Raw genomic sequence first — 10,888 nt, 5'->3', positions numbered from 1 at the left:
AAATGGTGGGTCGTGTGGGATTCGAACCTACGACCAATTGGTTAAAAGACAATTGGTTCTAGTGCTTCAAAGCTCAGGATCGTGTTCGCTACACATAGCTATTTCCGTGGCCTCGCAGCCTCTAATGAACCCACATTAGAGGCTCCAAACCATGAAAATCACTGCGGTCGTTTCGACCAAGGGCGGCGTAGGCAAAACCACTATTGAGGCCAACCTCGGCGCATTCTGCGCGGACGCCGGCCTTCGCACACTCCTTATCGACCTGGATCCTGCTCAGCCCTCCCTTTCTTCGTATTACCAATTGGTAGATGAAGCCCAAGGCGGCATTTACGATCTGCTCGCGTTCAACATCACCGACTCAGCCAAGATCATATCCAGCACCGCGATTCCAAACCTGTCGTTGGTGATCTCCAATGACATCAACAACCAGCTGAACAGCCTCCTCCTGCAGGCTCCCGACGGACGGTTGCGCCTCGCCAACCTGATGCCGGCATTCAAAGATCATTTTGACTTGGTACTGATTGACACTCAGGGCGCCAGATCGGCCATGCTCGAAATGGTGGTCCTAGCCTCTGATTTGGTCATATCTCCACTTCCACCCAACATGCTCGCTGCACGGGAGTTCAGCCGGGGAACCATGCAGATGTTAGACGGCCTTCGCGCCTATGGGCGCCTGGGCATGAAAATTCCTCCCGTGCGGATCGTCGTCAACAACCTCGACCAAACCACCGACGCGCAGATGATCGAGCAGTCAGTACGGGAAATATTTCAGGACAATGACGAAATCAGCGTTCTGGAAAGCATCATCCCCACCGCTGTGGTCTTTCGTAGCGCTGCATCCCAGGGCCTCCCAGTACATCGCCTGGAATACCGGCAGCCTTCCAACCGCATATCCCCTGCAGCCCTTGTCGTCATCCGCCAATTGGCCATAGAGCTCTTTCCAGAATGGCGGGACCGTTTTGAGGCCATGACCGAGGAGAAGGTAGCAAAGTTGGTGAGGGAGGATCGTTGAAATGGCGAAGCCCTCCATCACCGATGCCCGCAGTATTACTGCCGATGTCATCCTAGAGGTTGGCAAGTACTACAGCGCTCAGCAATTGCGCAGCTTGCAAGCAAAGCTAAGTGGATCCGCACGAGAAATACGCTCCCTGACAAGCGGTAGCCACTTAGCAGGTCGAATAGGCGCTCAGTTGAGCTTTGAACAGCGTCAGCTTTTGCAGGACGCTGCGAAGCTTATTGAGTCCGTGAACTCGAACATAAAACACGCGAAGGAAAAGCGCGGCCGTGACGAAAGCCAAGCCAAGCAGCGTCAGCAAGCTCGATATGCCGAAGCCAAGCGTCTGGTAGCTGAAACATATCTAAAAACTTTTGTCTCTGAGCCAGCGGCTCTGGAGCCTCTCCTAGAAATTCTTCAAACAGCGCTGACGCTCAATCGTGCAGGGGTTATCAGTAACGGTTATTCCCCTAGGGAGTTCAATCTCAGGCTCCGTGATTACCTATCGCCAGACCGAACTCGAAAGCTAATTGGCTGGACCAGCCCAAATGCTTTTTGGATAAGCATCGTTCTCTCTGTGCGTAATGACTTTGTACAAGCTGTTGAGCAGGAGATTGCTTACGACGACGGCTCAAGTGTTCAGGATCGTCTTGATGCCTTGAAACAGAAGGTTGCGGATTGTCTTACCCGGATTCACCTCTCTGCTGATGAGGAGGAAACACTGCGACTTTGGTCAGAGGCGCTCTCCCCCCGTAACCAACAGGAAGGGGGTGAATGATGGACAAGCAAAAAGTCCTCAGCAAGGTCGCCAAACTCATGGCGCTGGCCAAATCGCAAGGCGCTGCCCCCAACGAAGTGGAAATTGCACTTCGCCAAGCGCGCCATTTGATGAAGCAGTACAACCTCGAACATACCGAGGTTGTTGCTCATGCAATCGAAGAGGCCAGCGTGGGCACCAAGACCCGGCGTTCGCCGCAGGATTGGCTGCACAACCTGGCCACAATCTGCTCCCAAGCCTTCGACTGCAGCCACTTGGCGTATTTTCATCCGCTGGCAGGCTGGTCCTTCAAGTTTTTGGGGAAGGGTATTTCGCCCGAGCTGGCCGCTCACACCTATTCAACGCTGCATCACCAACTCGTAGCAGCCCGTCGAGCTCATGTTGCTCAGCAGAAACGCTGCCAACTCAAGACAAAGCGTCACCGGGGCCAACTCTTTGCCGAGGGTTGGCTGAATGCCGTCGCATCGAAAGTGAACCAGTTTGCAGGCGGGGTAGACGAAACCACGGCGCAGGAGATCCAGGCCTACCTGGAATTGCACCACCCTAATCTCAAGCAATTCATCATCAAACCCATCGAAGCCAAAGGTCACGACACTCGGTCTCTGCGAGCGGGATGGGACCAGGGCAAGCATGCCAGGCTACATCGTGGTGTTGGACAGCAGTCACGAGAAGCCCTTGGGCATGGGGGGAGCCAATGAGAACTCATTCGCTTTCACCTTTGGCCATAGCGGCGCTGGAACAAGCCCGATCCCAACTTGGGCTTGCCCCGGCTCATAAACACCATGTTTGGAGTGAGACTGAAGAGCGCATGCTCATTGCCCGCTATCCCGATGAACCGACTCAGGTCCTAGCCGCCGAATTGGGACTCAGCGTCTATCAGATCTATGCCAAAGCCAAACGGCTGGGATTGAGCAAAAGCTCCGAGTTTCTTCGCAGTAGTCTCTGTGGCCGGCTTGACGGCAAGTTGGGCGCTGAATTCCGCTTCTCCAAGGGTTCCGTCCCATGGAATAAGGGCCTTAAGGGGCTCCCCTCCTCTGGCCGTATGACTCAGACGCAGTTTAAGACGGGCAATAAACCGGGGAACTGGCTACCTATTGGCAGCTTGCGCACGACTCCTGACGGCTATCTCCAGAGAAAAATCACCGACACCGGTTACCCACCTGTCGATTGGAAAGGCGTGCACGTGCTGCTCTGGGAAGAACACTTTGGCCCTGTCCCCACAACTCATTGCGTGTGCTTCAAGGATGAAAACAAATCCAACATCGCCATCGGCAATCTGGAACTGATCACGCGTGCGGAGCGCATGCGGCGCAACACCATCCATCGCTATCCAGAAGAGCTCAAATCCGCAATGCGAGCGATCAGCAAACTCAAGCGCACCATCCGGGAGGTTGCACATGAAGAACAAGATTGAAGATCTACGTAATCATCTGTTCGTCGCGATTGAGGGCCTCCTGGATCCAGACAAGCCTATGGAAATCGACCGGGCCAAAGCCGTCGCCGAGGTTGCTCAGGTCATGATCAATTCAGCGAAGGTTGAAGTCGACATGGTTAAAGCTCTGGGCGCAATCAACGGCACTGGTTTTATCCAGATCGGCGAGGAGTCCGGGAAATGAATCACCTTGACCTCTCACCGCCCTACTCCGTAGAGGCTGAACAAGGTGTGTTAGGTGGGCTACTGCTCGACAACAACACCTGGGATCTCGTCGCGGACAAACTGGATGCGTCTGACTTTTTTCGGCATGACCACCGGTTGCTGTTTCGGGCAATAGCCGGCCTTGCTGACAAGTCCGCTCCATTCGATATCGTCATCGTCTTCAACGCGCTGGAGGATCCAGACGAAGCCGGAGGGCTGAGCTACCTGGGCGAGCTGGCCAAGAATACGCCGTCTGTAGCCAACATTGAGCATTACGCATCCATCGTGCGTAATCGCTCCAGGCTCAGACAACTCATGTCTCTTGGCTACCAATGCTCTCGCGATGCCACGGATCCGCTGGCCAACGCGGAAGATGTTCAAGAGACCATTGAACAACAACTTTTCGCGCTTGGCGAAGGTAAGAGCGCATCTGAATTCGTCGACATCAACCAGTGCCTGACTACTGTCGTCGAGCAAATTGACGAACATTTCAACGGCAATATCACCGTGACCGGCGTGCCTTCAGGCCTGGAAGATTTGGACGAGTTTACGTCGGGTTTTCAAGAAGCCGACCTGATCATTCTCGGTGCACGTCCTTCGATGGGTAAAACGTCCCTAGCCTTGAACTTCATCGATACGGCTCTGCAGGCAAAGCTTGATCGTACCGTTCAAGTCTTCAGCATGGAAATGCCCGCCAAAGCACTGCTCTATCGGTTGATGGCAATTCTTGGCCATATCGATCTTGGGAAGCTATTGAAGGGCAAGCTTGATGACGAAGACTGGCCGAAGCTGACTGCAGCCGTTTCACGTATCAATGCATATGGCGAGCGGCTGGTCATCGACGACTCATCAGCGCTCACACCTGCCGTTATCAGGGCCAAATCTCGTCGCGCAGCCCGTCGCTTCGGACACCCGAGCTTGATCTTGATCGATTACCTGCAGCTCATGCGCTGCCCAGGCCAGGAAAACAGGGCGAACGAAATCAGCGCTATATCCCAGAGCCTCAAGGCCCTGGCGAAGGAGATGAATTGCCCGGTGGTAGCACTCTCTCAGCTCAATCGGGAGCTGGAGCGCCGACCAAACAAACGTCCGATCAACGCAGACCTGCGTGATAGCGGCGCCATCGAACAGGACGCAGACCTGATCATATTCGTCTATCGGGACGAGGTGTACCACTCACAGACCGAACACAAAGGCATAGCCGAGATCATCATCGGCAAGGCTCGCAACGGTCCTACTGGTACCGTTCGCACGGCGTTCATAGCGCACCAAACCCGCTTTGCAAACCTCAGTGCCAACAGTAGCTGGCAAGGAGCACACCTATGAGCCCCCTCTCTCCGGTTGCAATGACCCATTGGTGCCGCAACTGCGATACACATCATGCATTGCAGCAAGTCCAGCAATGCGTGCCTGCCCCAACCGCTCTCAATGCTGAAGTGGACATTCTGATTTGTCCCAGTTGCAACAGCTACGACATCGAGGAGCTTCGGGAGGTGTCAGATGCACAGTAACGCTGCGTTTTTTCCAAGCATTCAAGCCGGTGAAGTCTTCGAAGCCTCTGCCGTGGTTCACGCCCACAAAACAGGCGTCAACCCAGTAGAACTTGATGCTCTAGCTCAAGCAGTCGGCCGTCTTACTCGTGACCACAGCACCGTTGTCCCAATGAGCATGCGCGAGGACCTGCTGGAATTTCAGAAGCTCGGCTACGTCGAGCTGGCCGACACGCTCAGCGCAACCATCACCGTTGAACTGCTGTGCGCAGGCGCCTTGCTATCAAGTTACTTCTGGTCGGTTTGGGTCCCCCGGCACCTCCAAAGCTGCTCACTGAAAGTGGCGGTCATGGCTCACCTGCAACACCCCGCGCCAGTGCAGCACTGCACCGTCGTGTTCCGCGTGCCAGGCTCGCGCGAGGCAACTCGTAATTTTCTGCATGAGCTCGGCAGCAAATTCCCGGGTGACCAGGCCGAAATCATCGCGATTCAGGCAGGGAACGTTTTAGCAGACAAGGACGCAGAGCTATGACGACCAACCTCATACGCGGAAAGCACGAGAACCTTCGCCAACTGGTGGAATTTGCCAGGGCCAATGGTTGGACTGTGTCGCGGACTCAAGGTGGCCACATCCAGTTTACCAAACCCGACCTTGGATCAATCTACACATCGTCGACCGCAAGCGATTACCGCGCGGCCCTCAACGCCAAAGCTCGCATTCGCCGTGCCGATCGAGCTCAAACCCAACACACTCAGGAGGCAATCTAATGCCTATACGTCATTGTATTGTTCATCTGATCGACAAAAAACCCGACGGCACGCCCACAGTTCTGCATGCACGCGATTCGGAGCTGTCCGAATCGGCGGCCATCGAGAACATGCTTGCCGACCTCAACGAGAGCTACAACGCCAAACAAGGCAAGGCCTGGGGTTTCTTCCATGCCGAGTCCGGCGCGCACCCGTTCAGCAGCTGGTTGAAGGAGTATTTCGACGGTGGCCAGGATTTCACCACCTTCAGCCGCACCGCGGTCGAGCACCTGCAGAAGCTGATGGAAGAGTCCAACCTCTCCACCGGCGGCCACGTGCTGTTTGCCCACTACCAGCAAGGTATGACCGACTACCTGGCGATCGCCCTGCTGCACCACAGCGAAGGCGTGGCGGTGACCGACGAGCTGGACGTGACGCCCTCCCGTCACCTGGACCTGGGCCAACTGCACCTGGCGGCACGGATCAACGTGTCCGAGTGGCAGAACAACAAGCAGTCCAAGCAGTACATCTCGTTTATCAAAGGCAAGAACGGCAAAAAAGTCTCGGAGTACTTCCGTGACTTTATCGGCTGCCAGGAAGGTGTCGACGGGCCGGGCGAGACCCGCACCCTGCTCAAGGCCTTCAGTGACTTCGTGGAAAGCGAAGACCTGCCGGACGAGTCGGCCCGCGAAAAAACCAAGACTCTGGTGGACTACGCCAGCAGCCAGGCCAAGCTCGGCGAGCCCATGGGCCTTGAAGAGCTTTCGGGCTTGATTGATGAAGATCGGCCCAAGGCGTTCTTCGACCACATCCGAAACAAGGACTACGGCCTGTCACCGGAGATCCCCATGGACAAACGCACCCTAAACCAATTTCGCCGTTTCACCGGTCGTGCCGAAGGCTTGTCCATCAGCTTTGAAGCGCACCTGCTGGGCGACAAGATCGAGTACGACGAGCCGTCCGGGACGTTAACCATCAAGGGCCTGCCCACTCAGCTTAGCGATCAGTTGAAACGTCGCTGAACACAAATACACAACCCTAGACATCGGAGCACGCTATGAGCAACCAACCAAAACGTCAGCTTGAAGAAAAATTCGTCGTCCGCCTTCCCGATGGGATGCGTGAACGGATCGCGCTGCAAGCGCGCGAAAACACCCGCTCAATGAACTCGGAAATTGTCCATCGCCTGGAGACTACAGTCGAGCTTGAGGCGGCGCTTGGTCGTGCACTAAAAATCATTGATCAACTTTTGGCAGCAGCGCCAGCCTGTGAGCTGCCTGGAGCCAGGGCATGAAACAGTCTTTGGCTCAGACTATGAAAGAGAAACTGCAACTGCCGGCCTTTCAATCAAATTCGCCGGTAGCTGCGCGCATGAGCGATCCAATCGTCGATACCCCTATGCTGTTGACGCTCGATGAAACATTGCCGTATGACGAGAACCCACGGACAACTCGAAACCCGAAGTACGATGAAATTAAAGAGTCCATACGCAATCGAGGTCTCGACACGCCCCCTCCCGTCACGCGCAAACCTGGTGAGGAGAAGTACCGGATCCGAAACGGTGGCAACACGCGCCTGGCCATTCTAAACGAGCTGTACCGTGAGACCGGGGACGAGAAGTTCTTCAAGTTCCACTGCCTGTTCCGTCCCTGGGACACCGTTCGTGGGGAGATCATCTCGCTCACCGGGCACTTGGCCGAAAACGATCTGCAGGGTCAACTCCTGTTCATTGAGCGGGCTATTGGCGTCGACAAGGCCAGAGCTTTGTATGAGGAGGAGTCTGGTGAGGCTATTTCTCAAAGTGAGCTTTCTCGACGTTTGAAAGCTGATGGCTACCCTGTTTCTCAACCTCACATCAGTCGGATGCAGGACACTCTTCGGTACTTATTGCCGGCAATTCCGGCAGTGCTATATTCCGGCCTCGGCGTTGATCGAATTTCGAAGCTTCTTGCACTACGCAAGACAGCGCTTCAGTGCTGGGAGCGCAATTATCAAGAACAAGGGCAGCACCTAGAGTTTGATACGATTTTTCAAGATGTCCTCTCCCAGTTTGAGGGAGACGCCGAGGAGTTTCTGTTCCAGCGCTTCCAGGACGAGCTGATTGATCAGCTCAAAAAGCCGTTAAATCTCGGTTACGAGAAAATTCTGCTGGAAATCACTCAGAACCAGGACCAGTTACGCAGATCAACACCAGTACTTGAGATGCCTCAGCATCCTGTCTCGCAACTTGAGGGGTTGCCTCAGTCGAGTCCCCAAAACAATAGCATTGAGTCAAATCAGAACCCGTCACAATTACCATCAACTCATGTTTCTGATGGCACGCCTAAGCCAACTATGACCACGGCGAGCCCTCCCCATCGAGTTGGCCAACATAAGCTGGCCCCTCCCCCTCAAGAGCAAATGAGCCCGCAAGAGCGCCAAAAGCGCATTGATGGGCACATTGCAAGTCCAGTGAAAAGCTCCCCCAAAGTCGACAAGATGAAACGGGAGCTCGCTGCGCTTGATGGTGAAGTATTACCCGACTTTGCCTCCAACGCCTTGGTGGCCATCCCTGTTCAAGCTGGTGGTCTCAACCCCATATCTGACCTTTGGTACATCGAGCGTGAAATCGACAATGCCATGATTCTGCGTCAGCACATCGCGCAATTGGCTCGTGAAATTGCCAGCTCGGTAAAAGCACCAGGTCAATTTATCGATATCGAAGGTGGCGTGGGTTTCAGCTATCGACACCCCGATGCTGAAGGAGAATTGGAAATCACTGCTACAGCCCAGCATACGTTGACGCTTCTTCAGTCTTTAAGCGGTTCGGTGGCCATCGTTCTGAAAATGATTCAGGAGCAGCCCGATCTGCAGGTCGACGCTTTGACCGACTTCGAATTCGCAGCTGGGCTTGGGCAACTCTTACTTGGCCAGCCTTATACGAACGACACCCCCCCAGAGACTGAAGGCCGCCTCAGCGACGGCGCACTGGTGAAGCTCTTCCGAATAATTCGACTCGCAAGGCGTTTGATTGATTTAGAGGTCAAGTTAACTGCCGGCGATAGTGCGAACCCAGCCAGCTAAAACAGGACCACTACGAGGGGAGTCGTCATGTCCAAGATACCAATCAACGAAGCCATCCTGTCTCAGGTGCTTCATCACATGCGCAACGGCCAACTCCGGCGTTGCATCGAGATGGGTTTGGAGCCTGAAATCCTGGCACAGCTCCAACAACCGTCAGTTCTGAGCTTGTTGCTCAACACTCCAGTCTCTTGGTGCAACGTCACCATCGATGGAGAGATGGTGAAAAAACTGCTGATAGGGGCGCAGCGGTCCGATGAAGAAGTGCGCACGATCGAACGTGCGCTTCGACTAGGCGCGACCACTCAGATGCTGCAACAGTTCTTCGGGCTATCACCCCAGGACGTAGCCCTTCAACGCCTAATGATCGGTGTAACGGCACGTCGCGGCCGGTGGCGAGAATTCAGTGAGGAGATGGACGCTCACCTTTGGTACAGATGGACGCACCTGATGCAGGAACATCAGGTTGAACTTGAAGACAGCCTCGCCATGCTGGATATCGCCATGCTAGTCGCCGAAGAGCTCAACACACCCCAGGACACCCATGCAGATGAAAGCTCCGAGAACCTCAGTCTAGCAATCATCTGGCATCGCATTCAGTCCTGGATAAAGGAGGGGCTTTACCCCCCTGCAAGCACGGGCCTCCCAAGAAAGCTACAGCTGGTGTCTTCTCATCGACTGGCTCAGCCTGCAGCGACACCGGCGGAAGGTGATCCCGTACTATGAGGTTGTCTCGGCTCCCATTGTCGACGCTTTTAGACTCGGCCTCGGGCCACCTTGAAGCTCACTTGCTTCAGAAAAAAGAGTCGGCGCCTCCGGGGATCGAAGGTTCTGCCCCCTACTCCGGAATCATATTCAGCGGGAACCCACACGAGACGGTGCCTCGCAGATTGCTTCTGGATGACCGACTGACCCCGCTTGAAAGAAACACCTGGCAGGTGTTCCGGTTACTGATCAATGACGACGGCCTTACGGCGTTCCCCACCTATGACCAACTACGGCCATATTTGGGCATGCAACCCGGCAGGCCAGCCTCGCGAGAAACCGTATCAAAAGCATTGGTCACTCTACGGCTCACACGCTGGCTTAGCCTGGGCCGCCGTGTGCGCAATGACCTGAGTGGACAAGTTCAAGGTAACGTCTACTTACTTCATGACGAACCGGTCACACCAGCCGAAGCCATAGAATTCGATAAGGATTATTTACAGCTACTTGTGCAGTCCATGGAGCATCAGACCAAGGTAATCCGTGAAGTCGCGCAGATTGCCTGGAAAGAATTCGCTGCCGATCCAGACGTGGGTCAGCGCTTACCAAGCCGATTGGACGTCATCGAGTCTCGTTTGAACAGCCAGACCTGGACAACGGCGCGCACGGCAATACCTCTAAAAGCGACTGAGTTCGGAGTCCGAACTCAGCAAATTACACCACAGTTGCCACAGAGTTCGGATGCCGAACTAAGTGGACACAGCGGCGAGCGAATCGCTTTTGAGCCAAGTTCGGATGCCGAACTCAGCCTAAAATCAATGGGTTCGGACTTAGTTCGGCATCCGAACTCATATAGTACGTATACAGATACACACAAAGATGTTTGTAAAAGCTCTGTACATGTACCGCTGACTTCGACCGACATGGCCGCCGATTTGCTCGACGCACTGCATCGGCTACCGGCGGATCAAAAACAGAGCGCGGTGGTGGCGCTGCAAAAAGTCCCAGAAGAGCTGAAGCCAGCGCTCATCAAACAATGGGTGCACCGCTGTGACTCAGGGGGGATACGAAACCCGCTGGGCTACTTGATGACACTTGTCGGCATGGCGGTCCGTGGAGACTTCAACAGCCACTGGGATCCTGATGACAAAGCAAGATCCAGCCCCTCACGCCAGGGAGTTGCAAATCCTCCATCCAATGCCACTCAACCGGCTAAAACGGTTGCAGAAACCCGCAGTCCTGAGTCGGTACAAACCGCTAGAAACACACTCAGCGGAATGTTGCATCTGCTCAGACCCAATCGGGGTACGCATCCATGATAACAACCCCGATAGTAAGCTCGGCCCCAATCTACTTGGCAGATCCAGGTATGAGCATGGACAGCAAGCCGAGCTATGCGGCCCGCATAGCTCGACAGAATTCCAATATCGGCAGTGGCCAATCGAACTATCCATATCAGAGCTATGCGGCCCGCATAG

The 10,888-nt window shown here is 54.8% G+C and carries 13 protein-coding genes; all 13 read left to right on the top strand.

Annotated features, from left to right (window positions below; all coding sequences use genetic code 11):
- Window positions 1-151: 151 nt before the first annotated feature.
- The 13 genes from H096_RS24445 to H096_RS24385 all read left to right on the top strand — a co-directional run bounded on the left by H096_RS24445 (window position 152) and on the right by H096_RS24385 (window position 10,729).
- The gene (locus tag H096_RS24445) at window positions 152-1,012 is read left to right on the top strand and encodes a ParA family protein (protein WP_033901916.1); all 861 of its coding nucleotides are present in this window, start codon (window positions 152-154) and stop codon (window positions 1,010-1,012) included.
- A gap of 1 nt (window position 1,013) precedes the next feature.
- Entirely contained in the window at window positions 1,014-1,772 is a 759-nt protein-coding gene (locus tag H096_RS24440; protein ID WP_033901915.1) for a hypothetical protein, read from the top strand.
- Window positions 1,772-2,470, top strand: coding sequence for a DUF2786 domain-containing protein (locus H096_RS24435; RefSeq protein WP_174562731.1), 699 nt, complete (start codon window positions 1,772-1,774; stop codon window positions 2,468-2,470). Before H096_RS24440 ends, H096_RS24435 begins: the two co-directional genes overlap by 1 nt.
- Window positions 2,467-3,186: an HNH endonuclease signature motif containing protein gene (locus H096_RS24430; RefSeq protein ID WP_033901913.1), complete on the top strand. Its 720-nt coding sequence runs from the start codon at window positions 2,467-2,469 to the stop codon at window positions 3,184-3,186. The genes H096_RS24435 and H096_RS24430 overlap by 4 nt, the downstream gene beginning before the upstream one ends.
- Entirely contained in the window at window positions 3,170-3,388 is a 219-nt protein-coding gene (locus tag H096_RS24425) for a hypothetical protein (RefSeq protein ID WP_033901912.1), read from the top strand. The genes H096_RS24430 and H096_RS24425 overlap by 17 nt, the downstream gene beginning before the upstream one ends.
- Window positions 3,385-4,734, top strand: coding sequence for a replicative DNA helicase (gene dnaB, locus H096_RS24420; protein WP_033901911.1), 1,350 nt, complete (start codon window positions 3,385-3,387; stop codon window positions 4,732-4,734). Before H096_RS24425 ends, dnaB begins: the two co-directional genes overlap by 4 nt.
- A 174-nt stretch (window positions 4,735-4,908) precedes the next feature.
- Window positions 4,909-5,430, top strand: a complete 522-nt coding sequence (locus H096_RS24415; protein ID WP_033901910.1) for a hypothetical protein — start codon at window positions 4,909-4,911, stop codon at window positions 5,428-5,430.
- On the top strand, window positions 5,427-5,666 hold the full coding sequence (locus tag H096_RS24410; protein ID WP_033901909.1) for a type II toxin-antitoxin system HicA family toxin: 240 nt from the start codon (window positions 5,427-5,429) through the stop codon (window positions 5,664-5,666). Before H096_RS24415 ends, H096_RS24410 begins: the two co-directional genes overlap by 4 nt.
- Window positions 5,666-6,667, top strand: a complete 1,002-nt coding sequence (gene yejK / locus H096_RS24405; protein ID WP_033901908.1) for a nucleoid-associated protein YejK — start codon at window positions 5,666-5,668, stop codon at window positions 6,665-6,667. Before H096_RS24410 ends, yejK begins: the two co-directional genes overlap by 1 nt.
- 35 nt (window positions 6,668-6,702) lie before the next feature.
- Entirely contained in the window at window positions 6,703-6,939 is a 237-nt protein-coding gene (locus H096_RS24400; protein WP_033901907.1) for an Arc family DNA-binding protein, read from the top strand.
- Window positions 6,936-8,708: a ParB family protein gene (locus tag H096_RS24395; RefSeq protein ID WP_033901906.1), complete on the top strand. Its 1,773-nt coding sequence runs from the start codon at window positions 6,936-6,938 to the stop codon at window positions 8,706-8,708. The genes H096_RS24400 and H096_RS24395 overlap by 4 nt, the downstream gene beginning before the upstream one ends.
- A 27-nt stretch (window positions 8,709-8,735) precedes the next feature.
- A complete protein-coding gene (locus tag H096_RS24390) occupies window positions 8,736-9,431 on the top strand; it encodes a DUF2857 domain-containing protein (protein WP_033901905.1) in 696 nt (231 codons plus the stop codon).
- On the top strand, window positions 9,428-10,729 hold the full coding sequence (locus H096_RS24385; RefSeq protein WP_033901904.1) for an STY4528 family pathogenicity island replication protein: 1,302 nt from the start codon (window positions 9,428-9,430) through the stop codon (window positions 10,727-10,729). The genes H096_RS24390 and H096_RS24385 overlap by 4 nt, the downstream gene beginning before the upstream one ends.
- Window positions 10,730-10,888 lie beyond the last annotated feature (159 nt).

The sequence above is a fragment of the Pseudomonas sp. FH1 genome (assembly GCF_000510895.2).
Lineage (GTDB): Bacteria > Pseudomonadota > Gammaproteobacteria > Pseudomonadales > Pseudomonadaceae > Aquipseudomonas > Aquipseudomonas azotoformans_A.
Note: the sequence above shows the minus strand (reverse complement) of the source record. Positions and strands in the feature narration are given on the sequence as shown.

Coding starts and splice junctions, on each gene's coding strand:
- H096_RS24445 (WP_033901916.1), top strand. CDS start 152: ATGAAAATCACTGCGGTCGTTTCGACCAAGGGCGGCGTAGGCAAAACC.
- H096_RS24440 (WP_033901915.1), top strand. CDS start 1,014: ATGGCGAAGCCCTCCATCACCGATGCCCGCAGTATTACTGCCGATGTC.
- H096_RS24435 (WP_174562731.1), top strand. CDS start 1,772: ATGGACAAGCAAAAAGTCCTCAGCAAGGTCGCCAAACTCATGGCGCTG.
- H096_RS24430 (WP_033901913.1), top strand. CDS start 2,467: ATGAGAACTCATTCGCTTTCACCTTTGGCCATAGCGGCGCTGGAACAA.
- H096_RS24425 (WP_033901912.1), top strand. CDS start 3,170: ATGAAGAACAAGATTGAAGATCTACGTAATCATCTGTTCGTCGCGATT.
- dnaB (WP_033901911.1), top strand. CDS start 3,385: ATGAATCACCTTGACCTCTCACCGCCCTACTCCGTAGAGGCTGAACAA.
- H096_RS24415 (WP_033901910.1), top strand. CDS start 4,909: ATGCACAGTAACGCTGCGTTTTTTCCAAGCATTCAAGCCGGTGAAGTC.
- H096_RS24410 (WP_033901909.1), top strand. CDS start 5,427: ATGACGACCAACCTCATACGCGGAAAGCACGAGAACCTTCGCCAACTG.
- yejK (WP_033901908.1), top strand. CDS start 5,666: ATGCCTATACGTCATTGTATTGTTCATCTGATCGACAAAAAACCCGAC.
- H096_RS24400 (WP_033901907.1), top strand. CDS start 6,703: ATGAGCAACCAACCAAAACGTCAGCTTGAAGAAAAATTCGTCGTCCGC.
- H096_RS24395 (WP_033901906.1), top strand. CDS start 6,936: ATGAAACAGTCTTTGGCTCAGACTATGAAAGAGAAACTGCAACTGCCG.
- H096_RS24390 (WP_033901905.1), top strand. CDS start 8,736: ATGTCCAAGATACCAATCAACGAAGCCATCCTGTCTCAGGTGCTTCAT.
- H096_RS24385 (WP_033901904.1), top strand. CDS start 9,428: ATGAGGTTGTCTCGGCTCCCATTGTCGACGCTTTTAGACTCGGCCTCG.